The sequence below is a fragment of the Halomonas shantousis genome (assembly GCF_054654615.1).
Genome location: NZ_BAAIER010000002.1, coordinates 3,481,964 through 3,504,962, shown reverse-complemented (window position 1 = coordinate 3,504,962; position 22,999 = coordinate 3,481,964). Strand labels below are relative to the sequence as shown.

Sequence of the window (22,999 nt, the reverse complement as noted above, 5' to 3'; positions counted from 1 at the left end):
TCTGCCGCAGGGGCCGTCAGAACGTCGGTTCGGACTCCGGCGCGACCTTCTTGAGGGCGTCACGAAAGCGTGCCTTGACCTTGTCGAGGGCCTCTTGTGACTTGCCCTCGAAGCGGAACACCAGCATCGGCGTGGTATTGGAGGCGCGGCACAGGCCCCAGCTGTCGGGGTAGTCGACTCGGATACCGTCGAGGGTGGTCTTGACGCCGTTCTCGCCGAAGTCGGTCTCGGTGGCCAGGCGCTTGACGATATCGAACTTGTTCTCGTCGGTGACTTCGACGTTGATCTCGGCAGTGCCCAGGTCCTGCGGGAAGCGCGAGAAATAGGTGTCGGCGTCCTCGCCCTGGCCGGCCAGTATCTCGAGCAGTCGGGCGGCGGCGTAGAGACCGTCATCGAAGCCGTACCAGCGCTCCTTGAAAAAGATGTGGCCGCTCATCTCACCGGCCAGCGCCGCGCCGGTCTCCTTCATGCGGCCCTTGATCAGCGAGTGACCGGTACGCCACATTTCCGGCTCGCCACCGGCCTTCTCGATCACCTGGGCCAGGTTGCCGGTGCACTTGACGTCGAAGATGATGCGCGCGCCCGGTTGACGCTTCAGCAGGTCCTCGGCGAAGGCCATCATCAGCCGATCGGGATAGATCACCTCACCCTTGGGCGTGACCACGCCGACACGGTCGCCGTCGCCGTCGAAGGCCAGGCCGACATCGGCGCCGGTCTCCTTGACCTTGGCAATCAGGTCCTGCAGGTTCTCGAGCTTGCCCGGATCGGGGTGGTGGTTGGGGAAATTGCCGTCGATGTCGTCGAACAGGGTGGTGATATCGGCCCCGAGGCGCTTGATCAGCTGCGGGCCGAGTTCGCCGGTGACGCCGTTGCCGCAGTCGACCACGGCCTTGATCGGACGGGCCAGCTCGATGTCGCCGAGGATGCGTTCGAGGTAGTCGTTTCGGACGTCCTGTTCTCGATAGCTGCCTTCGCCGCTGGTGAAATCCTCTTCCTCGATGCGACGGTACAGGTCGGTGATATCGTCACCCGACAGCGTGGCGCCACCGATCATGATCTTGAAGCCGTTGTAGTCGGGCGGGTTGTGGCTGCCGGTCACGGCGACGCCGGAGCTGACGCCGTCGATGGTGTTGGCGGCAAAGTAGAGTACCGGTGTCGGCACCATGCCGATGTCGATGACGTCGCGTCCTGCGGCACGCAGCCCCTCGGTGAGCGCGCCGACCATGTCGGGGCCGGACTTGCGCCCGTCACGGGCAACGATCACGCTCGACTCGCCGCGTTTGGCGGCTTCGCTGCCGATGGCGCGACCGATCAGGCGAACGCGCTCGACGGTGAGATCCTTGCCGACCACGCCGCGTATGTCATAGGCGCGAAAGATGGAGGCCGGAATGTTGGCGTTAGAGGTCTGGCTCATGATGCGTCCCTTCATGCAATGGCCGAGAGGCCGTGTGTGTCAATGGCTGTCGGATCAATGACGGCCTGAGTGGCCGAAGCCACCGGTTCCGCGGCGGCTGGCGGTGAAATCCTCGACGACATCGAGTTCGGCCTGGACCACCGGTACCAGCACGTACTGGGCCAGACGCTCGCCGGGCTCGAGAACGAAGGAGTCCTGTCCTCGGTTCCATACCGAGATCATCAACTCGCCCTGGTAGTCGGAGTCGATCAGTCCCACCAGGTTGCCCAGCACGATGCCATGCTTGTGCCCCAGACCCGAGCGCGGCAGGATCATGCCGGCGAGTCCCGGGTCGCCGATATGAATGGCGAGTCCGGTACGCACCAGTTGGCTATCCCCGGGTGCCAGGGTCAGCGGGGCATCAAGCAGGGCACGCAGATCCATGCCTGCGCTGCCTTCGGTGGCATAGTGCGGCATCGGAAATTCGCGCACCCTCTCGTCGAGGATCTTCACACAAAGTCTAGCGTGGCGGAGCGCGGTCGTCGAAGCCGGGAGCGTGTCCATCATTCATTTTCCTGTAAAAGTGCTACGCGTCTGGCGATAGCGATCGATGACGCGGTGGAGAATCGCCTCCGCCAGGGCTGTCTTGGCCTGGGCCGGCAGGGACTCACGGCCGGGCGCGTCATCGCCGGGCCACATCAGCAGCGCAGCGTTGTCGTCGGAGCCAAACCCCAGACCCTGCTGGCTGACGTCGTTGGCGACGATCAGATCGAGACCCTTGCGGGCCAGCTTGTCGCGGGCATAGGTTTCGAGGTCGCGGGTTTCGGCGGCAAAGCCGACCATGAAAGGCCGATCGGGGCGCGAAGCGAGTTCGGCGATGATGTCGGGATTCTTGACCAGGCGTAGGGACAGGGTGTCGTCATCTGCCGTCTTCTTCAGCTTGTGTTCGCTGATCTGCTCGGCACGGTAGTCGGCCACGGCCGCGCAGCCGATGAAGATATCGGTGTCGGGCACCGCCTGGCTGGCTGCCTCGAGCATGTCCTGAGTCGAGACCACATCGATGCGCTCGACGTCGGCAGGCGTGGGTAGCGTAACCGGTCCGCTGATCAGGCGTACCCGGGCTCCTTGACGGGCGAAGGCGGAGGCCAGGGCATAGCCCATCTTGCCGGAGCTGTGATTGGTCAGATAACGCACCGGGTCGATTGCCTCGCGGGTCGGGCCGGCCGTCAGCGTCACCCTTACTCCTTGTGCCAGGCTCCCGGACGCTGACATGGCCCCCAACGCCTGGAGCGCGTCGAGGATCTCTTCCGGCTCCTGCATCCGTCCGGGGCCGACGTCGCCGCAAGCCTGCTCGCCCCCGGCGGGTCCCAGCAGCTGCCAGCCATCCTCCCTCAAACGCTGCGCATTGCGCTGGGTCGCGGGGTGGCGCCACATGGCCTGGTTCATGGCGGGCGCCATCAAACACTGCGCCTCGGTGGCCAGACACAGGGTGGTCAGCAGATCATCGGCGTGGCCATGAGCCAGGCGCACCATGAGATCAGCCGTGGCGGGAGCGATGAGCACGAGGTCGGCCCACTTGGCCAGTTCAATGTGGCCCATGCCGGCTTCGGCCTCGGGATCGAGCAGCGACGTGCGTACGGCTTCGCCGGTCAGCGCCTGGAACGTCAGCGGGGTGATGAAGGCCTGAGCGCCTTCGGTCATCACGACATGGACTTCGGCTCCGGCCTTCTTTAACAGACGCGCCAGATGGGCACTCTTATAGGCGGCGATTCCGGCGCTGACGCCGAGAAGCACGCGTGTACCTGCAAGCTGGGGCATGGTCAAACGATCCTCGATAATTCGTCTGTCACCTTACCATCGGCTTGGGGTTTTGCGTACCTCCGGGGCGGGGCAGCGCAGCTTGCACGCGAGGTGAAAGCGTCAGTTTTCGAGCATGGCCAGCAGCGTTTGCTTGACGCCCTGATCCGATATCGAGCGATACGCCGTCTGTACTGCCTGGGAGAAACACTCATCCTGTACCAGCGCCGGGGGGAACACGGCCTCCTGAGCCAGAAAGGCGTTGACCAAGGCCTGGGGCGACTCGCCATGGCGAGCGTGCAGTTCGGCGAAGGTCCCGGCCATGGGATCGTCGACAGGATAGGCATTGCCGTGCAGATCGTTGCCTGCCGTGTAACGGATCCACGCCGCGATACCCAGTGCCGTGCAGGCGATGTCGCCGTCCGCTTCGAGCAGGACCTGCGCTCCCTGGAGCCAGCGCTGCGGGATCTTCTGCGAACCGTCCATGGCGATCTGCTGCAGGCGATGGCGCAGGCTATCGTTGGCAAAGCGCGCCAGCAGGCTGTCGGCGTAGGCATCGAGGTCGGTACCTTCGGGCATGGCTAACGTTGGTGCCGCCTCCTGGCGCATGTAGCGCTTGAGCAGGGCAGTGAAATCCTCTCGACTGACGGCATCGAAGACGGTCTCGACGCCATCCAGCGCACCCAGGTAGGCCAGCAGCGAATGACTGCCATTGAGCATGCGCAGCTTCATGGTCTCGAAGGGCGCGACATCGGCGACCATCTCGACGCCTTCGTGCTCCCAGTCGGGACGCCCCTGCGGGAAATCGTCCTCGATGACCCACTGCGTGAAGGCTTCGCAGGCCACGGCGGCCGCGTCATCGACCCCCACTTCGTGCAGGCGTTTGAAGTCGGTCTCGGTCATGGCCGGCACGATACGGTCCACCATGCTGCAGGGGAAGGCGACGTTCTCTTCGATCCAGGCAGCCAATGCCGGGTCGCGTTCCCGGGCCAGGTCGACCACGGCCTTTCGGGTTCGCCGACCGTTGTCCGGCATGTTGTCGCAGGACAATACCGTGAACGGCGCAATGCCCGCCGCCTGGCGTCGGGCCAGCGCCTCGACCAGCATGCCCGGCGCGGTGCGGGGGGCATGCGGCTGGGCGATATCGTGAACGATGGCCGGCGCATCGGTTATCAACGTGCCTTCGGCGGGGTTCAGGTAGTAGCCCTTCTCGGTGACGGTCAGGGTGACGATGCGCACTTCCGGAGCGCTCATGCGCGTCAGAAGCGCCTCGCGATCGGCGCCGTCCTCACCGGCATACAGGGCCTCGCGAATCGAGGCGATCTCACGCAGCGTCAGTGTGCGGCTGTCGGCATACTCGGCGACGTGATAGCGCTGGCCCCGCTCGCGCAGCAGATCGATCAGGCGCCGGTTGGAGCGGATGTTGGCACTACTGATTCCCCAGGGGCCGCCACCGTGACGGGCCAGGTTGCGCTCGACGAAGACCGCCTGATGGGCGCGGTGGAACGCGCCCAGGCCAAGGTGAACGATGCCGACCGGGGCATCGGCGTACTCGCTGGCCAGGGTTGTCACTTGGGTCATCGCGTTGCCTCCTACCAATGCCACAGCGTGCCGTCTTCCAGCCGATTGACCGGTAGGCTGGCGCGCTTGTAGGGATACTGTTTGGCCAGGTCCTCGTCGATGTCGACACCGTGCCCCGGCGTTTCGCCGACGATGAAGTGACCGTCCTCGAAGCGGTAGTCGTGGGGGAACACCTCGTCGGTGGCGGATTCGTGGGGCATGTGCTCCTGCACGCCGAAGTTGGGCACCCAGGTGTCGAAGTGAACCGCGGCGCCCAGGCACACCGGCGACAGGTCGGTGGGGCCGTGGAAGCCGGTGCGAATGTGGTAGAGCGCCGCCAGATCGGCGATCCGGCGCAGGTGGGTAATGCCGCCGCCGTGGGTCAGCGGGGTGCGGATATAGTCGATCCACTGGTTCTCGATCATCTCGCGGTAATCGTGGATCGAGTTGAAGACTTCGCCGATGGCCAGCGGTGTCGTCGTGTGCTCGCGGATCAGCTTCAGGCTCTGCTGGTTCTCGGCCGGGACGCAGTCCTCCAGCCAGAACAGATGATAGGGTTCGACCATCTTGCCCAGCCGGGCGGCCTCGATGGGGGTCAGGCGGTGATGGACGTCGTGCAGGACGTGGATGTCATGCCCGAAGCGTTCGCGGACCGCAGCGAACAGCTTGGGCACGTGATTGAGATATTTCTCCGTGCTCCAGACGTGCTCGGCCGGCAGGTCGGAATCCGCCGGTTCGTAGCGCTCGCCCTCGCGCTTGGCGACGCCGTAGGTGGTGGCGATGCCGGGAACGCCGGTCTGGACCCTGACGGCGCGATAGCCGAGCTTGATATGCTTGTCCACCTCGTCCAGGCAGGCATCGATGTCCTTGCCGGTGCAGTGGGCATAGGTCATCACTCGCTCGCGGCTCTTGCCGCCCAGCAGCTGATAGAGCGGCATGCCGGCCGCCTTGGCCTTGATATCCCATAGTGCCATGTCCACGGCCCCGATGGCCGACATGGTCACCGGCCCGCGGCGCCAGTAGGCGCCACGATAGAGATATTGCCAGATATCCTCGATACGGCTGGCGTCGCGGCCGATCAGCGCCGGCACGACGTGCTCCTCGAGATAGGCGACCACGGCCATCTCGCGACCGTTGAGCGTGGCGTCGCCGATACCGTAAACGCCCGACTCGGTCACGATCTTCAGCGTGACGAAATTGCGCCCGGGAGAGGTGACGATGAGATAGGCATCGCTGATTTTCATGGCGGGTCTCTTGCAGTGAAAAGAAAAAGGCGCGTCGCTCAACGCTCGAAGAGGTAGCGCTGGACATTGTCGTAGCAGACAGCTCGTACCAGATGACCGATGCGGTCGATGTCGTCGGGCAGTTCGCCACGCCCCATCTGCTGGCCGAGCATGTTGCAGAAGATGCGTCGGAAATAATCGTGTCGCGAGAACGACAGCAGGCTGCGCGAGTCGGTGAGCATGCCGACGAAGTGACGCAAGAGTCCGAACTGCATCTGCGTGGTGAGCTGGCGTTCGATGCCGTCGCGCTGATCGTTGAACCACCAGGCGGCCCCGAACTGCACCTTGCCGGGAATGCCATCGCCCTGGAAGCTGCCCACCAGGCTGGCGAGCATCTCGTTGTCGCGCGGGTTGAGGTTGTAGAGCACGGTGCGCGGCAGGGCCCGGTCCTGGTCGAGCGCATCGAGAATCCTGGCCAGGGGGTCGCCATACACCACGTCGCCGATGGCATCGAAGCCGCTATTGGGGCCGATCTCTGCCAGACCGCGCTGGCTGACGCTGCGCGCCGCGCCCAGATGCAACTGCATGACCCAGCCGCGTGCGGCGTATTGCCGGCCGAGCCACAGCAACAGCGCCGTGGTAAAGCCGGTGTTCTCTTCCTCGCTGAGAGACTCGCCGCTTCTGCGGCGGTCGAGCAGGCGATCCAGCGCGGCACTCGACGGGGGGGCGACGAAAGCCGGCTTCTCGAGGCTGTGATCCGACAGACAACAGCCATGGGCCGCAAAATAGTCGAGACGCTGATGCAGCGCGGCGAGCAGGTCGTCGAAGCGTCGGATGGTGACGCCACTGGCCGATTCGAGATCGCTCAGGTAGTCAATGAAACCGGGCTGCTCGATCTTGAGCACGGCATCGGCACGGAAGGTGGGCAGCATCTCGGGGCCGGCGCCGTTCCGGGCATGGCGACGGTGGGCTTCCAGCGGATCGACCGGGTCGTCGGTGGTACACACGGTGCGCACCTGAAAGCTGTCCAGAATGCCCTGGGCATGAAGCTCGGGCGTCGCCAGGCGTTGGCGTGACGACGTCCAGATCTCCTCGGCGGTCGCCGGCGAGAGCAGCGTGTTCTCGATGCCCAGCGGAAAGCGCAGCTCCAGATGGGTCCAGTGATAGAGCGGGTTGCCGAGGCAGTCGGGCACGGTCTCGGCCCAGGCCTGGAAGCGCTCGCGCGCATCGGCATCGCCGGTGATGCGCCGCTCGTCGATGCCGGCGAAGCGCATCGCGCGCCACTTGTAGTGATCGCCATGCAGCCACAGCTCGGTGAGGTTGTTGAAGCGGCGGTTGTCGGCGATTTCCTCCGGATTCAGGTGCGAGTGGTAATCGCAGATCGGCATCGGTGCGGCATGGTCGTGGTAGAGGTGCCGGGCCGCATCGGTTTCCAGCAGGAAGTCCGGCCCCATGAAGTCGATCTTGTCGTTGAAGGTCATGTCACTCACCCTTGGATGGCTTTCATTTGGCACTTAACCCATGAGCATGTTGGGCAGGAAAAGCACGATATTGGGGAAGAAGATGATGCCGAGCACCACGGCAAAGACGGCAAGGGCGAAAGGCACGAGTTCGCGACTGTAGGCCGTGAACGGACAGCGCAGGATGCCGCATACCGTGTACATGGAAATGCCCACCGGAGGCGTCATGCCGCCGAAAGTCACCAGTGTCATCATCAGCAGGCCGAAGTGTACGGGATCGATTCCCGCCGCCTTGATGACCGGCACCAGGATCGGAGCGAGCAGCATCACCACCACGGTTGCCTCGAGCAGCATGCCGAGGAACACCAGCAGCACCGCCAGGGTGAGCAGCAGGGTCGTCTGACTGGAGAACACGCCCAGCGTGAGCTCGGCAATGGTCTGCGGCACGCGCTCGAAGGACACGACGTAACCGATGATGCCCGAGAACATGATGATCAGCATGATCATGCCGATATCCCGGACACTGGCGCGCATGGCCTCGATGATCTCGCGGATGCCCATTTCGCGATGGATGAAGCAGCCCACCAGGAGGGCATAGACCACGGCGAAGGCGCCAGCCTCGGAGGGCGTGAACAGGCCGTAGCGAATCCCCACCAGCAGCCACAGCGGGAACAGCAATGCCCAGATGCTGCTGCGCGTGGCGGACAGGATCTCGCCCAGGTTGGGCAGGCTTTCGCGTACCGGCGTATAGCCCCGCCGCTTGGCGACGAGCCAGGTCGTGATCATCAGCGCCACCATCAACAGCACGCCGGGCACGACGCCAGCAATGAACAGGCGGCCGATCGAGACCTCGCCCAGGTAGCCATACAGGATCAGGCCGATGCTGGGAGGAATGGTGGCGGTGATCAGCCCGCCGATGGAGAGCACCGCACCGGCAAAGCCGGGCGAGTAACCCTCGCCGACCATCCCCTTGCCCAGCACGCGTGACTGCATGGCAGCATCCGCCACCGCCGAACCCGACACGCCGCCCATCAGGGTGCTGAGCACCAGGCTGGCCTGGGCCAGGCCGCCACTCATCCAGCCCGCCAACAGCGTCGATAGCCGTAGCAGTCGGGGGGTGATGCCGCTGGCATTCATCAGATGGCCGATGAAGATGAACAATGGCACCGCCAGCAGGGGAAAGGATTGAGTGGCGGAGACGATCCGCTGAGCGCCGATACCGACCGGCAGAAACGTTCCCGGCAGCAGGAAGTAGAGAAAGCCGGCGATACCGATCGCGAAGGCGACCGGCATGCCGATGGCCATCAGCAGCAGGCCGAGCGTCAACAGCAGGGCGGTGATCATAGCGTCTCCTCCACGATATCATCGTCGGGATCCAGACTGCGTACGATGCCCTTGGCGAGAGTGCGCCGGATCAAGGAGAGGAACATCAGGGCGGCCCCCACCGGCAGCGCGAGGGTGACGTAGCCGTAGCTCATCCCGGCCACTCCCATCGGGCGCTGCCAGTTGGACAGGGCGAGGGGGAGGCCGTACCACACCAGCAGAGCGAGAAACACCAGCATCATCAGCAGGATGACAGCGGTAACCAAGCGCAGCATCGTGGCCGGCATACGTGTGATCAGGGCATCGATACGCACCTGGCCGCCGCGGCGCAAGGTGATGTCGGCACCCAATACGGCGGTCCAGATGAAAAAGAACTGGGCCAGCTCGGCACCGCCGGCGAAGGGATGACCTATCGCACGCATGGTCGAGCTGGCCAGGATGGTGAGTGAGGTGCACCCCAGCAGCACGATGGCCAGGATGTCTTCGAGCTTGTCGAACCAGCGCCACATAGAGGTTCCTCGAGCCGTTCGCAAGGCTTGTCTTGGGCTTGAAGCGTGCAGGCCGGCATCTGCCGGCCTGGTGTCGGCCTGACGGGAAGGCATCATTCGGACGAGCCGGAGACCAGCTGGTCGCGGTACTTGTCGTAACCGAGTTCCTTGTAGACGCTATCGACACGCTGACGGAACAGATCGATATCGACTTCGGTGAACGTCACTCCGTCCTCTTCCATGCGCCGGCGTGTCTCGTCCAGCGCCGCCTCGGTGGCCTGGCTGGCCTCGGTGCCGGCTTTCCTGAGCTCCTCATCGAGGATGGTGCGAAGATTCTCGGGCAGGGACTGATACCAGCGGTCCGAGGTGACGATACCGCTCATCAGCTGGATGTGATGGGTCAGCGCGACATGGTCGATGACCTCCTGCAGACGTTGTCCGTCGGCAGCCGTCAGCTGGGCTTCGGCACCGTCGATCGATCCCAGCTGCAGGGCGGAATAGACCTCCGACCAAGGCAGCGGCGTCGGAGTGGCGCCCATGGCCTCGATGGTCTTGAGCCAGACCGGCGAGTTGATGGTGCGAACGCGCATGCCCTGCAGATCTTCGGGGGTTTCGACTGGCTCCTCGGTCAGCATCTCGCGAGCGCCCTGGAACCAGTTGTAATTCAACAGGCGCAGGCCACTGTTGTCGGCCAGGCTTTCGACCCACTGCTGGTAGAGGTCGGACGCGGTGATGGCGTCGTACTGGGTATGGTCGTCGACGAGATACGGAGCGCTGAGAATGCCTAGTTCGGGTTGGTACTCTGAAAGCCGGCCGGCATCAATGAGAATGGCGATGTTGGCGCCGCTGCGGATCTGTTCCACGACATCTTCATCGGAACCCAACTGGCTGTTGGGAAATATGTTCAGGGTCAGTTCACCGTCGCTGCGTTCTTCGATCGACTGCTTGGCTCTCTCCATGGCCTGAACGATGGGGTCTTGGGTGTTGAGTGCCGACGACAGGTTCAGCTCATAGGCGGCGCTGGCCGAATTGCTGGCCAGGATGAGAGCGAGGGCGGATAACAGCAGGCGCGGTTTCATGATTTTCTCCTGATGACATCTTGTGATTGTTGATGCGTGCTCATCCGTTAAAGGGCGGATATCCCGTGATGCGATAGACAGAAAGAGTCATGCCAGTGCGTTCTTTTTGCGGTGAAGCGAAACGGGGGCATCGAACATCTCGGGGAAGCGTCGCATCAGTTCCGGCAGGGAGCGGAGGATCTCACGCTGATGAATGCCCATGGCCTGCTCCGCCGCTTCAGGGTTCTGCCTGGCGATCGCGTCGACGATCGCCTGATGCTGGTCGGCCAGTTTGGTGATCGGTGTCGACTCCGGGATGCTGAGGTAGCGGACCCGGTCCAACTGGGCCTTGACCTCCTCGGTCACGCTCCAGGCGGTGGTATGGCCTACCCCTAGCGACAGTGTCCGGTGAAACGTCTCATCGAGTTGAAAGAACCGGTCGTAGTCTCCAGGCGCCGCACAGCGACGCTGGCGTTCGATCAGGTCATTGAGTTCTCTCAACTGCTCGTCGCTAAGCCCGCGTTCTGCGGCGGATTTGGCCACGGCAACCTCGATGGCTTCCCTGACGAAGCGAGCCTCCATGACCGCGCTCTCGGAAATACGCACGACATAGGTCCCACGCTGGGGTTTCACCTCCAGCAGGCCCGATTCGGAAAGCCGAATGAACGCCTCGCGAACCGGTTGCCGGCTGACATCGAAAGTGTCGGCAATTTCCTTCTCGGACAATGCCTTGCCGGGAGCAAGCACCATGCGGATGATCGCTTGACGCAACGTCTGATAGAGACGTTGACGAACATTTCCGTCATGCGGCGCTTCTTCCCAGAGCGTATGCAGTGAAGTAGTGGTCATGGTGCGTATCTGTCCTGTGTTGTATGACTAGTATGGTAGTATGGTTAGGCAGGTGCGATTCGACTTTGGTTAGATGCCATTGTCGCTTATTGTTACTTCAGTATTCGGTTAAGTAACTGGAGTGGAGCGGCATGGGCATACGCGACTGGCCGGAGGGGGAGCGCCCCCGAGAGAAACTGTTGTCGCTGGGGGCCGGGGCGCTCTCGGATGCCGAATTGTTGGCGATCTTCCTGCGGGTCGGCGTCAAGGGGCGTTCGGCGGTGGATCTGGCGCGGGATCTGCTGTCCGCCTTCGGTGGGTTGCGCCAACTGCTGGAAGCCGACAAGGTGCGTTTCTGTGCCGAACACGGCCTGGGCGAGGCCAAGTTCGTGCAGTTGCAGGCATCGCTGGAGCTCTCCCGGCGTCATCTGGGCAGCCTGCTCGAGCGGGGCGGGGCGTTGACCTCGCCGGCTCTGGTCAACGCCTTTCTGTCATCGCACATGCGTCACCTGGGGCACGAGGAGTTCGCCGTACTGTTTCTCGACACCCAGCACCGGGTGATCCGCTTCGAGGTTCTGTTTCGCGGCACGCTGGACAGCGCCTCCGTCTATCCGCGTGAAGTGGCCAGGCGTGCCTTGGAGCTGGGGGCCGGTGCAGTCATTTTTGCGCACAATCACCCTTCCGGCGTGGCCGAGCCCAGTGACGCCGACCGGCGCATCACCGCACGGCTGAAGGAGGCACTGGCGCTATTCGAGATCCGCGTGCTGGATCACTTCGTCGTGGGGGATGCCGAAGTGGTCTCCTTCGCCGAGCGCGGCTGGCTATAGCGGCGCTTGCCCGCGGGGCGGCAGGTTGCGCATAGAAGATCTTGCCGTGGCACCGGTCCTCTGGTATAAAGTACGCCCTTTGACTTCCTTGGGTTAATTAAGGGGCGGAAGGCGGTCACCCTGCCATTCTCTCTTCCCGGTTTGCCCGACAGGTTTTGAACAACTCGCCCAGCGGTTGGAGGCTCTCATGTCCAAAGTATGTCAGGTTACCGGCAAGCGTCCGGTGACTGGTAACAACGTATCACACTCCCAGCGCAAGACGCGTCGTCGTTTCGTGCCCAATCTGCACACCCACCGTTTCTGGGTGGAGTCCGAGAAGCGCTTCGTCAAGCTGCGCGTCTCCTCCAAGGGCATGCGCATCATCGACAAGAAGGGCATCGAAGAGGTGCTCATTGACATCCGTAAGCGCGGCGAGCGCATCTAAGGGGAGTATTGATCATGCGCGACAAGATCAAGATGGTGTCCAGCGCCGGTACCGGCCACTTCTACACCACCAACAAGAACAAGCGGAACACTCCGGACAAGCTCGAATTCAAGAAGTATGATCCGGTGGTCCGTCAGCACGTAATGTACAAGGAAGCCAAGATCAAGTGATCCTGGCCTTCCACTGCAGGTGAGTTCTCGCCTGTCCGAAAGACCCGGCCGCTGCCGGGTCTTTTCGTCTGTGCCGGTTCTGCGATCGGCCGCAGTCGTGTCGCTGGCTGCGCCCTGTCATATCCCCGTTTGAGCTTTCATCGAGTTGACTGCGATGCCTGAACTTCCCGAAGTCGAGACGACACGCCGCGGGCTCGCTCCTCATGTCGAGGGACGCGAGATTCGCGAAGTCATCGTGCGCGAGCGTCGCATGCGCGTGCCGGTGCCGGAGGATTTCATCGATTCGCTGATCGGGGCGCGTATCGGCGAGCTGGGGCGGCGTGCCAAGTATCTGATCATACCTCTGGTGGACAGCCATGGCGCATCCCGTTCCCTGCTTTGGCATCTGGGCATGTCGGGTAGCCTGCGCATCGCACAGGTCGGCGACTTGCCAAGAAAGCACGACCATGTCGACCTGGTGCTCGATAGCGGGGCGATCCTGCGCTATCACGATCCGCGCCGTTTCGGCTTCGTCGACTGGTTGCTGGAGTCGGTGCAGCATGATCCGCGCCTGTCCCGGCTGGGGCCCGAACCGTTGTCGCCTGATTTCGACGGCGAGCGTCTCTATCAGCTCTCGCGTGGGCGGCGCATCGCCGTGAAGCCGTTTCTGATGGATAACGCCGTGGTCGTTGGGGTCGGCAACATCTATGCCTCCGAAGCGCTGTTTCTGGCCGGCATCGACCCTCGGCGTGCGGCCGGCAGAATCTCCCGGGAGCGCTATGACCGGCTTGCCGAGGCGGTACGCGCGGTACTGGCTGCGGCGATCACCCAGGGCGGGACCACACTGCGCGACTTTGTCAGCGGCACCGGCGAGCCGGGCTATTTCGCCCAACGGCTCAATGTCTACGGCCGCACGGGTGAACCCTGCCGGCAATGCGGTGACATGCTGCGGCTGGTCACCCTGGGCCAGCGTGCCAGCGTCTACTGTCCCGTGTGCCAGTCGTGAGGCGCCGCAGCCTGCCTGCAAGCGCCTGCGACGCCTGAACGGCTGCATCGAGGCTTTTCACCACGCCTTCATGTCGAGGCGTTAGAATACGCGCATATCCTTTCACTTCGTCGGAGATTCCCGTGACCGAACGCCTGCGCCTGAAGAAAAATGCCGATCGACGCTTGAAGGCCGGCCACCTGTGGCTGTACTCCAACGAGATCGATACTGACGAGACACCGCTGAAGACCTTCGAGCCCGGCACCCAGGCGGTGATCGAAGCCGCCAACGGCAAGCCGCTCGGGGTGGCCTACGTCAATCCACACTCGCTGATCTGCGCACGCATCGTTTCACGCGATGCTAACGTGCGTCTCGATCGTTCACTGCTGGTGCACCGCTTCAACCAGGCTCTGTCGCTGCGTTCGCGGTTGTTCGCCAAGCCGTTCTATCGGCTGGTGCACGGCGAGGGCGACCTGTTGCCGGGGCTGATCGTCGACCGCTTCGATGACGTGCTCGTGGTCCAGCTCAATACCCTGGGGATGGAACATGCCCGTGATGAAGTGATCGCCGCGCTGGACCGTGTCCTGTCGCCGCGCGCCATCGTGTTCAAGAACGACTCCTCGGGGCGGCGTCAGGAGCAGCTCGAGCGCGAGGTGGCGGTGGTCCACGGCGAGCTTCCCGATCAGGTGCTTCTGGAGGAGAACGGGGTACGCTTCGTGGCGCCGGTGCTCGAAGGGCAGAAAACCGGCTGGTTCTTCGACCACCGGGCCAACCGGGCCTGGCTCAACGGGCTGGTCGCCGGCAAGCGGGTGCTCGACGTGTTCAGCTATATCGGTGGCTGGGGCGTGCAGGCGGCCGCCCATGGCGCGACTGAAGTGCTGTGCGTGGATGCCTCCGGCGAGGCATTGGAGCGCGTCGCCGAGAACGCCGCGCTCAATGGCGTGGCTGAGCAGGTCGCCATCGGCGAGGGCGACGCCTTCGAGGTTCTGGCTGCACTGAAGGCGGAGGGCGAACAGTTCGACGTGGTCATCCTCGATCCGCCGGCCTTCATCAAGAAGCGCAAGGACATCCCCAACGGCGAGCGTGCCTATGCACGCCTCAACCGTGAGGCGATGCGTCTGCTGGGGCGCGACGGTCTGTTGATGACGGCGTCCTGCTCCATGCACCTGACACCGGAGCGCCTGGTGGAAAGCGTGCGTGGCGCGGTACGCCACCAGGACCGACATGGGCAGGTGATTTATCAGGGCGGACAGGGGCCGGATCACCCCGTCCACCCGTCGATTCCCGAGACTGCCTACCTGAAGGCGCTGGGCGTGCGCGTGTTCAGGGACTGAGCATCATGTCGGGCTGGGTACGTGTGTTCCGTCACTCCAATACCCTGTTGGTCAGCCACGTCCGCAACGTGCTGACCAGCGCGGACATTCCCTGCAAGCTACGCAACATGGTACTGGGCGGAGGGGCCGGCGAGTTGCCGCTGGGAGAGTGCGAGCCGGAAGTCTGGGTCGCGGTTCGCGATGTCTCGCGTGCTCAGTCACTGGTCAGGCAAGCGCTTGAGGGCCCCGGCGATACCCGTCCTGACTGGTCCTGTCGCACCTGTGGCGAAACGCTGGAGGATGTGTTCGCGGCCTGCTGGCGCTGCAGCACGCCGCGCGAGTGATATCTGCCGATGTGAAACGCAAGGAGAGCCAATCATGACGCAAGCCGCTACACCCTGGGATCTGGCCGAGACGCCTTTCGTGCTCGAGCTGCAGGTCGACGATGCCGCCATCGACGATTTCGGTCACGTCAACAATGTCGAGTACCTGCGCTGGATCGAGCGCGTCAGCTGGACGCACTCGCAGCATCTGGGGCTCGATCTTGCCACCTACCGCGAATACGACCGAGCCATGGCCGTGCATCGCCACGAGCTCGATTATCTGGCCCCGGCCTTTGCCGGCGAACGGTTGCAACTGGCGACGTGGATCGTGGCCTGTGATGGACGCCTGACGCTGACCCGCCGCTTTCAACTGGTGAGGCCCGCCGATGGCAGAACGCTGTTGCGGGCCCGCACACGCTTTGCCTGTATCGAGCTCTCCAGTGGCCGCGCTCGACGCATGCCGGACGAGTATGTCGCTGTCTACGGGCGTGCCCGTGTCGAGGAGCCCGTGGCCTAGCTAGCAGGGGTAGAAAAATATTCGTTTCTTTGGGGTAGAACCAGAAGATCCTCGGAAAGAGCGGGGATTACCGTAAGGTTGTCGTGTTTTCATCCAAGACCTCATGACATTCCTGCTGGTGTGCTGTAATGCCGGTGAGGGTTCATCGCTCGTCATCCGGAGGTGCTATGGATATCGCCGTTCCCAAGGAAATCAAGAATCACGAATATCGCGTCGCCCTGACGCCGACCGGGGTGCGAGAGTTGGTCGACCGTGGTCACACGGTCATCGTCCAGACGGGCGCGGGGGAAGGCTCGGGCTTTCCTGATGCCGATTACCAGTCGGCCGGGGCGCGGCTCGAGGGGGATGTCGCCAAGCTATGGGAGGCGGCCGAGCTGATCGTCAAGGTCAAGGAGCCTCAGCCCGACGAGGTCGAACGTCTGCACAAGGGGCAGGTACTGTTCACCTATCTGCATCTGGCGGCCGAGGAATCGCTGACGCGTGGCCTGATGTCCAGCGGTGCGACATGTATCGCCTATGAAACCATTACCGATAGCCAGGGTGGGCTGCCCTTGCTGGCGCCGATGAGTCGCGTGGCGGGGCGCATGGCGATCCAGGCCGGGGCACACAGCCTGGAGAAGGCCCAGGGCGGCGCCGGCATCCTGTTGCCTGGTGTGCCCGGTGTCGCCCCGGCCAAGGTGACCGTGATCGGCGGCGGCGTGGTCGGCGAGAATGCCGCGCGCATGGCGTTGGGGCTGGGGGCGGAGGTGACAGTGCTCGACAAGTCCCTGGCGCGTCTGGAGGTGCTCGATCACCGCTATCAGGGCCGGCTGCATACGGTGTATTCCACCGTCGATGCGCTGGAAGAGGCCATACGCGAGTCGGATCTGATCGTCGGCGCGGTGCTGGTACCCGGAGCGGCCGCGCCCAAGCTGATCGCACGCAAGCAACTCGCCGACATGAAGCCGGGCAGCGTCCTGGTCGACGTGGCAATCGATCAGGGCGGCTGTTTCGAAACCAGCAAGGCGACCACCCATGCCCAGCCCACCTATGTGGTGGATGGTATCGTGCACTACTGCGTGGCCAACATGCCGGGTGCCGTGGCGCGCACCTCGACCCAGGCGCTGACCAACGCCACCTTGCCGTTCGTCACCGCCCTGGCGGGGAAGGGCTGGCAGCAGGCGCTGGCGGACGATGCACACTTCCTGCCTGGACTGAACGTGCACGATGGCAGGGTCACGCATCCGGCGGTGGCCGAGGCCTTCGGCCTGGAGGCGGTCGAGCCGCTGAGTCTGATGCGCTGAGCCTGATGCGCAGAGACAGGTGTCTGATCTCGAGAGCGGCCGACGTCGTGCTGTCCGCTTTCGGGCAGGTACGGTCGCTTTGAAAAGCCGCCGCGTTGTACACTGGGACGATTCAGGCTGCCGCTCCGTCGGGCGGTAGCGCTTTCGTCCAGGCCAATGCAGACCTTTCGAGTTCATGAACAAGACACGCGTTCTCACCGGGATCACCACGTCGGGGACTCCCCATCTCGGCAACTATGTCGGCGCCATCAAGCCCGCCATTGCCGCCAGTCAGGACCCCAATGTCCAATCCTTCTACTTTCTGGCCGACCTGCATGCCCTGATCAAGTGTCAGGACCCCGGGCGCGTCCAGGAGTCGCGTCTGGAGATCGCCGCCACCTGGCTGGCGCTGGGGCTGGACACCGACAATGCCATCTTCTATCGGCAGTCGGACATTCCCGAGATTCCTGAGCTGACCTGGATGCTCTCCTGCGTCTGCGCCAAGGGATTGATGAACCGCGCGCATGCCTACAAGGCGGCGGTGGCGGAGAATGAGGCGGCCGGCAATCAGGACCCGGACAAGGGCATCACCATGGGGCTGTTCAGCTATCCGGTACTGATGGGCGCCGATATCCTGATGTTCAACGCCCACAAGGTGCCGGTGGGGCGCGATCAGATCCAGCATCTGGAAATGGCGCGCGACATGGCCGGACGCTTCAATCATCTCTACAAGGGTGAATATTTCACCCTGCCCGAGGCAGTGGTCGACGAGAAGGTCGAGGTGTTGGGAGGACTCGATGGACGCAAGATGTCCAAGAGTTACAACAATACCATCCCGCTGTTCGCCTCCGAGAAGAAGCTGCTCAAGCTGGTGCGCAAGATCAAGACCAACTCCCTGGAGCCGGGCGAGCCCAAGGATCCGGAGGGCTGCACGCTGTTCCAGATCTATTCCGCCTTCGCCAGCGCTGAGGAGGTCGAGGCGATGCGGGTGCGCTACGCAGAGGGTATCGGCTGGGGCGAGGCCAAGAACGAACTGTTCGAGTATCTCAATGCCCATCTGAAGGATGCCCGAGAGCGCTACAATTCGCTGCTTGAGGACCCCGATCATATCGAAAGCGTGTTGCAGAAGGGGGCCGAGCGTGCCCGCGCCGAGGCGGCGCCATTCATGGATCGGCTACGCCAGGCCGCCGGGCTGGGACGCTTCAGCTGATAGCATTCGTCGCGCTGCCGGCGTGGCGTACCGACGTCAGTCGGCGTTCCTGCTGGAGCTGACCCTGACCTGAGGGTTTACACCAGATCGGCCCGCTCGTTTCGAGCGGGCCTTCTTGCATCCGTTGGATGTTTCTCTTCCAGGTTTCTTCATGTCCGCGTAACAGCCTCTTCAATCGAGCTGTTATGCCTATTGGTTATTATTCCGATGAAGCTTATATATTTAAGTTTTATCCATCCAAGGAGTAAGATAGCGGCCCATCTGCATTACCAATAACTCATTGAGGAGAGTGGCGATGAGTGACATTTCTTATGCGCCTACCGCACCCCGTCTCACGATGTCGCCGCTGGCACTGCTGGCTGGCGCGGTATTGTTGATTGGGGCGTCAGCGGTGGGAACCTTTGCCGGCGTGGATCACGGTGTACTGATGGTGGTCGGCGGTGCGCTGGGCATGGTGCTCTATCATGCGGCGTTCGGCTTCACGTCGGCATGGCGGGTCTTCATCACCGAACAGCGTGGGCGCGGTCTGCGTGCTCAGATGGTGATGCTGGCGATTGCCGTCTTGCTGTTCTTCCCCGCGCTGGGCAACGGCACTCTTTTCGGTACGCCGGTACATGGCTATATTGCGCCGATCGGTATCTCCGTGCTGGCAGGGGCTTTCATGTTCGGCCTCGGCATGCAGCTGGGTGGAGGCTGCGCCTCGGGCACGCTATTCACTGTCGGTGGCGGTAGCGTGCGTATGGTGATCACGCTGCTGTTTTTCGTGATCGGGTCGTTGATCGGTACGGCCCACTTCGCCTGGTGGCAGCGTCTACCTGCCTATGAGCCGACGTCGTTGTATCAGTTGTTCGGTGTCGGTGGGGGCATTGCCGTAAGTCTGGCGCTGTTCGCCGCCATTGCGGCTTTCACCATCCTCATGGAAAGGCGTCGTCACGGTCGTCTTGAGCCTGCCCCACGGACCGATGCAGGTAGCGCCCGCTGGCTGCAGGGTCCATGGCCGCTCATGTTCGGTGCCGTGGCACTAGCGCTGCTCAACTTCATCACCCTGGCGCTGGCGGGCCGTCCATGGGGCATTACCTCGGCATTCGCATTGTGGGGAGCCAAGGGATTCGAGGCGCTGGGCGGTGATGTCAGCAACTGGGGCTACTGGCAGGCGCCAGGTAATGCTGCGGCACTGCAAGGCAGCGTGTGGAGCGACATCACTACGGTGATGAACATCGGCATCATTCTGGGCGCCATGATGGCTGCAGCGCTGGCGAAACGTTTCGCGCCGAACTTCAGGATTCCGCTGCGCTCGGCCGTCGCCGCGATGATCGGTGGACTGCTGCTTGGCTATGGTGCGCGGCTGGCCTTCGGCTGCAATATCGGCGCTTACTTCGGCGGCATCGCTTCCGGTAGCCTGCATGGTTGGCTGTGGCTGGTGGCGGCCTTTGTCGGCAACATGGCAGGGGTGCGCATGCGCTCGCTGTTTTTTCCAGAGCAGAAAGGGCCGGTGGCAAGAGGCTGCTGAAGCGGAAATCTGAGTCCTGGGCAAGCAGCCCCCCGCCAGCCTGGCGGGGGGCTGTGTCGTATGGGCCCGCGTTCGGCGAGGCCCAGGACGAAGTTACAGCATGCTGCGCAACACGTAGTGGAGGATACCGCCGTGGCGGTAGTACTCCATTTCGTTGGCGGTATCGATGCGGCAGAGCGCTTCGATGTTCTTCTCGCCCTTGTCGGAACTGATTGTCACCTTGACGCTACCGCCCGGCGTGAGATCGTTCATGCCCGAGATGGAGATCGTCTCGTCACCGGTCAGTCCGAGTGACTTGCGATCCTCGCCCTGCGGGAACTGCAGCGGCAGTACGCCCATGCCGATCAGGTTGGAGCGGTGGATGCGCTCGTAGGACTCCGCCAGCACCGCGCGTACGCCGAGCAGTCGCGTGCCCTTGGCGGCCCAGTCACGGCTCGAGCCGGTGCCGTACTCCTTGCCGGCCACGACGACCAGCGGCGTGTCGTCCTCGGCATATTTCATCGCCGCATCGTAGATCGCCATCTGCTCGCCGGAAGGAACATGGCGGGTGTAGCCGCCCTCCACACCTTCAAGCATCTCGTTGCGGATGCGCACGTTGGCGAAGGTGCCACGCATCATCACCTCGTGGTTGCCGCGCCGCGAGCCGTAGGAGTTGAAATCCTTGGGCTCGACACCGTGCTCCTGCAGGTAACGCCCCGCCGGGCTGTCCGGCTTGATGGCCCCGGCCGGAGAGATGTGGTCCGTGGTCACCGAGTCGCCGAGCATGGCCAGCACGCGGGCGCTCTTGACGTCATCGACCGGCTCCGGCTGCTTGCCCATGCCTTCGAAGAACGGCGGGTGCTGGATATAGGTGGAGTCATTGGACCAGGCGTATACCTGACTCTGGGGGACTTCGAGCGACTGCCAGATCTCGTCGCCGTTGAAGACCTCGGCGTACTCCTTGCGGAACATGTCGGTCTTGACCTGCTCGACCGCCGTGGCGATTTCCGCCTGGCTCGGCCAGATATCCTTGAGGTAGACGGGCTGTCCATCCTTGCCCTGACCCAGCGGCTCCTTGGAAAGGTCCAGGCGCACGTTACCGGCCAGTGCATAGGCGACCACCAGGGGCGGAGACGCCAGCCAGTTGGTACGCACCAGCGGATGCACGCGTCCCTCGAAGTTGCGGTTGCCGGAAAGCACCGAGGCAACGGTCAGGTCGCCGGCATCGATGGCCTGTTCGATGGGCTCGGGCAGCGGTCCGGAGTTGCCGATGCAGGTGGTGCAGCCGTAACCCACCAGCTGGAAGCCCAGCTTGTCGAGGTCGTCCTGCACGCCGCCCGCCTTGAGGTAGTCGGTGACGACCTTGGAGCCCGGTGCCAGCGAGGTCTTGACCCACGGCTTGGTCGTCAGCCCTTTCTCGGCAGCCTTGCGCGCCAGCAGGCCGGCGGCGAGCATCACGCTGGGGTTGGAGGTGTTGGTGCAGGAAGTGATGGCGGCGATTACCACGGCACCGTGGTTGAGCTTGAAATCCTCGCCCTTCCAGTGACACGTCTGGCTGTCAGGCGTGGCGTAGCGTTCGTCCACGTCGGCTGCCGGGTCGTTTCCGGAGGCATCCGGCAGTTGGCCGTTCATCAGCGTTTCGAAGGTGGACTTCATGTCGGACAGCGCAACGCGGTCCTGAGGACGCTTGGGACCGGCCAGGCTGGCTTCGACCTCATCCATGTCGAGGTGCAGCGTATCGGTGAAGATCGGCTCGTGACCGGGCTCGCGCCATAGGCCTTGTGCCTTGGTGTAGGCTTCGACCAGGGCGATCTGTTCCTCGTCGCGACCGGTCAGGCGCATGTAGTTAAGCGTCTCCTCGTCGACCGGGAAGAAGCCGCAGGTCGCGCCATACTCGGGCGCCATGTTGCCGATGGTGGCACGGTCGGCCAGCGGCAGATCCTTGAGGCCGTCGCCGTAGAACTCGACGAACTTGCCCACCACCCCCTTCTTGCGCAGCATCTGGGTAACGGTGAGTACCAGGTCGGTGGCGGTAATCCCTTCGCGCAGTTTGCCGGTGAGCTTGAAGCCGATGACTTCGGGAATCAGCATCGAAACCGGCTGACCCAGCATGGCCGCTTCGGCTTCGATGCCGCCCACGCCCCAGCCGAGCACGCCCAGGCCGTTGATCATGGTGGTGTGCGAGTCGGTTCCCACCAGTGTGTCGGGATAGGCGAATGTCTTGCCGTCTTCCTCCTTGGTCCACACCGCCTTGCCCAGATATTCCAGGTTGACCTGGTGGCAGATCCCCGTGCCCGGCGGTACCACGCGGAAGTTGTCGAAGGCATCCTGCCCCCAGCGCAGAAACTCGTAGCGCTCCTTGTTGCGCTCCATCTCGATGGCGACATTGTCCTTGAAGGCGGAAGCGTCACCGAAATGATCGACCATCACCGAATGGTCGATGACCAGATCCACCGGCGAAAGCGGGTTGATTCGCGCCGGGTCTTCCCCGAGGCGCTTCACGGCATCACGCATGGAGGCCAGATCCACCACGCCGGGAACGCCGGTGAAATCCTGCATCAGGACCCGTGCCGGACGATAGCCGATTTCCCGCGTCGAACGGGCTTCCTTCTGCCAATCGACCAGGGCCTGCATGTCCTCAAGGGACACGCTCGGCTCATCGGTGAAACGTAGCTGGTTTTCGAGCAGCACCTTGAGCGTCATGGGCAGCCGCTTGAAGTCGCCCAATGCTTCGGCCGCCTTGGGCAGGCTGTAGTAGTGGTAGGTTCGCTCACCTACCTCGAGCGTGGAAAGCGTCTTCGGTGAAGCGTCGGTGCTCATGGGCCTCCTCCTCATGCTTGGGGCGAGATACCGGAGCGAGAGACAGGATGTCTTCCAGTGACAATGTCTTCGATTAAGGTACACCGCCAATACGGCGGGCTCACCCAATGTCAGGTTCCTTTGCAGCGATACCTGCCGGTACCGCCATTATTAATTACATGGTCATGATAGGCCGTTATTTCAACTATCACCCAATGCCACATCATGACAGAGCGTTCGCCCTGCACGCCAGCGGTGGCCAAACGAGGTGGCGCAAGGGCTTGCATGTCCGAGGGAGGGCCCTCATATCTTCATCAGGTCGCAGCTTGCTGGATTGGAGAGCAGATGAACGAGGGTGGGTCGGTGCCGTGCCGGCTTCACTGTCCGTATTGTGGCCTTGCTTTCGCGTTGCTGGCCGAGCTCGGAGCGGGCAGCCGTGCGGCCTGGGAAGACCGTCCGCACGGTTGTGCGCCAATCCGGTACAGGTGACGGTAGCAGGGTTGACGGGCGGTTGACGAGCGACCTCGAAGGCGTCACGCTCTGGCGCGATGACGACGATGTGTTCTGAGCG

Annotated in this window: 21 protein-coding genes; 10 read left to right on the top strand and 11 right to left on the bottom strand. The window is 63.2% G+C overall.

Translation table 11 applies throughout. The annotated features are described in order from the left end of the window. Positions 1-16 precede the first annotated feature (16 nt). From ACYQ12_RS16525 to ACYQ12_RS16480, 10 genes are all read right to left on the bottom strand, one after another. A complete protein-coding gene (locus ACYQ12_RS16525) occupies positions 17-1,414 on the bottom strand; it encodes a phosphomannomutase/phosphoglucomutase (protein ID WP_459873869.1) in 1,398 nt (465 codons plus the stop codon). Positions 1,415-1,468: 54 nt separating this feature from the next. Beyond that, positions 1,469-1,957 carry a dUTP diphosphatase gene (gene dut / locus ACYQ12_RS16520; RefSeq protein WP_459874542.1) on the bottom strand — a complete coding sequence of 163 codons (489 nt, stop codon included), beginning with the start codon at positions 1,955-1,957 and terminating at the stop codon, positions 1,469-1,471. A gap of 3 nt (positions 1,958-1,960) precedes the next feature. Next, positions 1,961-3,211: a bifunctional phosphopantothenoylcysteine decarboxylase/phosphopantothenate--cysteine ligase CoaBC gene (gene coaBC / locus ACYQ12_RS16515; RefSeq protein ID WP_459873867.1), complete on the bottom strand. Its 1,251-nt coding sequence runs from the start codon at positions 3,209-3,211 to the stop codon at positions 1,961-1,963. A gap of 102 nt (positions 3,212-3,313) precedes the next feature. Continuing rightward, a complete protein-coding gene (locus ACYQ12_RS16510) occupies positions 3,314-4,771 on the bottom strand; it encodes a mannitol dehydrogenase family protein (RefSeq protein ID WP_459873865.1) in 1,458 nt (485 codons plus the stop codon). Positions 4,772-4,782: 11 nt separating this feature from the next. Beyond that, a complete protein-coding gene (gene manD / locus ACYQ12_RS16505; protein ID WP_459873863.1) occupies positions 4,783-5,994 on the bottom strand; it encodes a D-mannonate dehydratase ManD in 1,212 nt (403 codons plus the stop codon). A 38-nt stretch (positions 5,995-6,032) separates the two neighbouring features. Continuing rightward, positions 6,033-7,454 (bottom strand): glucuronate isomerase, encoded by a 1,422-nt coding sequence (uxaC, locus tag ACYQ12_RS16500; protein WP_459873861.1) that lies wholly within the window; start codon positions 7,452-7,454, stop codon positions 6,033-6,035. A 33-nt stretch (positions 7,455-7,487) separates the two neighbouring features. Then, positions 7,488-8,777, bottom strand: coding sequence for a TRAP transporter large permease (locus ACYQ12_RS16495; RefSeq protein ID WP_459873859.1), 1,290 nt, complete (start codon positions 8,775-8,777; stop codon positions 7,488-7,490). Then, positions 8,774-9,265, bottom strand: a complete 492-nt coding sequence (locus tag ACYQ12_RS16490; protein ID WP_459873856.1) for a TRAP transporter small permease — start codon at positions 9,263-9,265, stop codon at positions 8,774-8,776. Before ACYQ12_RS16490 ends, ACYQ12_RS16495 begins: the two co-directional genes overlap by 4 nt. 92 nt (positions 9,266-9,357) lie before the next feature. Then, entirely contained in the window at positions 9,358-10,323 is a 966-nt protein-coding gene (locus ACYQ12_RS16485) for a C4-dicarboxylate TRAP transporter substrate-binding protein (RefSeq protein ID WP_459873854.1), read from the bottom strand. Between the two features lie 87 nt (positions 10,324-10,410). Further along, positions 10,411-11,151 carry a GntR family transcriptional regulator gene (locus ACYQ12_RS16480; protein ID WP_459873852.1) on the bottom strand — a complete coding sequence of 247 codons (741 nt, stop codon included), beginning with the start codon at positions 11,149-11,151 and terminating at the stop codon, positions 10,411-10,413. A 131-nt stretch (positions 11,152-11,282) separates the two neighbouring features. On the opposite strand from ACYQ12_RS16480, the gene radC reads away from it, so the two are divergent. From radC to ACYQ12_RS16430, 10 genes are all read left to right on the top strand, one after another. Continuing rightward, on the top strand, positions 11,283-11,957 hold the full coding sequence (gene radC / locus ACYQ12_RS16475; RefSeq protein ID WP_459873849.1) for a RadC family protein: 675 nt from the start codon (positions 11,283-11,285) through the stop codon (positions 11,955-11,957). Between the two features lie 187 nt (positions 11,958-12,144). Next, the gene (rpmB, locus tag ACYQ12_RS16470) at positions 12,145-12,381 is read left to right on the top strand and encodes a 50S ribosomal protein L28 (protein WP_459873847.1); all 237 of its coding nucleotides are present in this window, start codon (positions 12,145-12,147) and stop codon (positions 12,379-12,381) included. Between the two features lie 14 nt (positions 12,382-12,395). Continuing rightward, positions 12,396-12,551 (top strand): 50S ribosomal protein L33, encoded by a 156-nt coding sequence (rpmG, locus tag ACYQ12_RS16465; RefSeq protein WP_459637110.1) that lies wholly within the window; start codon positions 12,396-12,398, stop codon positions 12,549-12,551. Positions 12,552-12,705: 154 nt separating this feature from the next. Further along, positions 12,706-13,536 carry a bifunctional DNA-formamidopyrimidine glycosylase/DNA-(apurinic or apyrimidinic site) lyase gene (gene mutM, locus ACYQ12_RS16460; protein WP_459873845.1) on the top strand — a complete coding sequence of 277 codons (831 nt, stop codon included), beginning with the start codon at positions 12,706-12,708 and terminating at the stop codon, positions 13,534-13,536. A gap of 122 nt (positions 13,537-13,658) precedes the next feature. Beyond that, on the top strand, positions 13,659-14,849 hold the full coding sequence (locus tag ACYQ12_RS16455; RefSeq protein WP_459873843.1) for a class I SAM-dependent rRNA methyltransferase: 1,191 nt from the start codon (positions 13,659-13,661) through the stop codon (positions 14,847-14,849). 5 nt (positions 14,850-14,854) lie between these two features. Continuing rightward, complete coding sequence (locus ACYQ12_RS16450) at positions 14,855-15,172, top strand: putative signal transducing protein (protein ID WP_459873841.1); 318 nt, start codon at positions 14,855-14,857, stop codon at positions 15,170-15,172. A 34-nt stretch (positions 15,173-15,206) separates the two neighbouring features. Beyond that, a complete protein-coding gene (locus ACYQ12_RS16445) occupies positions 15,207-15,668 on the top strand; it encodes an acyl-CoA thioesterase (RefSeq protein WP_459873839.1) in 462 nt (153 codons plus the stop codon). A gap of 167 nt (positions 15,669-15,835) precedes the next feature. Further along, positions 15,836-16,951 (top strand): alanine dehydrogenase, encoded by a 1,116-nt coding sequence (ald, locus tag ACYQ12_RS16440; RefSeq protein ID WP_459873837.1) that lies wholly within the window; start codon positions 15,836-15,838, stop codon positions 16,949-16,951. A 175-nt stretch (positions 16,952-17,126) separates the two neighbouring features. Next, entirely contained in the window at positions 17,127-18,140 is a 1,014-nt protein-coding gene (locus ACYQ12_RS16435; RefSeq protein ID WP_459873835.1) for a tryptophan--tRNA ligase, read from the top strand. 295 nt (positions 18,141-18,435) lie between these two features. Beyond that, on the top strand, positions 18,436-19,650 hold the full coding sequence (locus ACYQ12_RS16430) for a YeeE/YedE family protein (RefSeq protein WP_459873833.1): 1,215 nt from the start codon (positions 18,436-18,438) through the stop codon (positions 19,648-19,650). A gap of 93 nt (positions 19,651-19,743) precedes the next feature. Here the strand turns inward: ACYQ12_RS16430 and acnA are convergent, their stop codons facing one another. Beyond that, entirely contained in the window at positions 19,744-22,449 is a 2,706-nt protein-coding gene (gene acnA, locus ACYQ12_RS16425; protein WP_459873831.1) for an aconitate hydratase AcnA, read from the bottom strand. Positions 22,450-22,999: the final 550 nt, after the last annotated feature.

Bases quoted from the DNA above. Each gene is read 5' to 3' on its own strand.
- ACYQ12_RS16495 (WP_459873859.1), bottom strand. From the start codon at position 8,777: ATGATCACCGCCCTGCTGTTGACGCTCGGCCTGCTGCTGATGGCCATC.
- manD (WP_459873863.1), bottom strand. From the start codon at position 5,994: ATGAAAATCAGCGATGCCTATCTCATCGTCACCTCTCCCGGGCGCAAT.
- radC (WP_459873849.1), top strand. From the start codon at position 11,283: ATGGGCATACGCGACTGGCCGGAGGGGGAGCGCCCCCGAGAGAAACTG.
- acnA (WP_459873831.1), bottom strand. From the start codon at position 22,449: ATGAGCACCGACGCTTCACCGAAGACGCTTTCCACGCTCGAGGTAGGT.
- mutM (WP_459873845.1), top strand. From the start codon at position 12,706: ATGCCTGAACTTCCCGAAGTCGAGACGACACGCCGCGGGCTCGCTCCT.
- ACYQ12_RS16490 (WP_459873856.1), bottom strand. From the start codon at position 9,265: ATGTGGCGCTGGTTCGACAAGCTCGAAGACATCCTGGCCATCGTGCTG.
- ACYQ12_RS16485 (WP_459873854.1), bottom strand. From the start codon at position 10,323: ATGAAACCGCGCCTGCTGTTATCCGCCCTCGCTCTCATCCTGGCCAGC.
- ACYQ12_RS16480 (WP_459873852.1), bottom strand. From the start codon at position 11,151: ATGACCACTACTTCACTGCATACGCTCTGGGAAGAAGCGCCGCATGAC.
- ACYQ12_RS16525 (WP_459873869.1), bottom strand. From the start codon at position 1,414: ATGAGCCAGACCTCTAACGCCAACATTCCGGCCTCCATCTTTCGCGCC.
- coaBC (WP_459873867.1), bottom strand. From the start codon at position 3,211: ATGCCCCAGCTTGCAGGTACACGCGTGCTTCTCGGCGTCAGCGCCGGA.
- rpmG (WP_459637110.1), top strand. From the start codon at position 12,396: ATGCGCGACAAGATCAAGATGGTGTCCAGCGCCGGTACCGGCCACTTC.
- rpmB (WP_459873847.1), top strand. From the start codon at position 12,145: ATGTCCAAAGTATGTCAGGTTACCGGCAAGCGTCCGGTGACTGGTAAC.
- ACYQ12_RS16435 (WP_459873835.1), top strand. From the start codon at position 17,127: ATGAACAAGACACGCGTTCTCACCGGGATCACCACGTCGGGGACTCCC.
- uxaC (WP_459873861.1), bottom strand. From the start codon at position 7,454: ATGACCTTCAACGACAAGATCGACTTCATGGGGCCGGACTTCCTGCTG.
- ACYQ12_RS16430 (WP_459873833.1), top strand. From the start codon at position 18,436: ATGAGTGACATTTCTTATGCGCCTACCGCACCCCGTCTCACGATGTCG.
- ACYQ12_RS16450 (WP_459873841.1), top strand. From the start codon at position 14,855: ATGTCGGGCTGGGTACGTGTGTTCCGTCACTCCAATACCCTGTTGGTC.
- dut (WP_459874542.1), bottom strand. From the start codon at position 1,957: ATGGACACGCTCCCGGCTTCGACGACCGCGCTCCGCCACGCTAGACTT.
- ACYQ12_RS16445 (WP_459873839.1), top strand. From the start codon at position 15,207: ATGACGCAAGCCGCTACACCCTGGGATCTGGCCGAGACGCCTTTCGTG.
- ald (WP_459873837.1), top strand. From the start codon at position 15,836: ATGGATATCGCCGTTCCCAAGGAAATCAAGAATCACGAATATCGCGTC.
- ACYQ12_RS16510 (WP_459873865.1), bottom strand. From the start codon at position 4,771: ATGACCCAAGTGACAACCCTGGCCAGCGAGTACGCCGATGCCCCGGTC.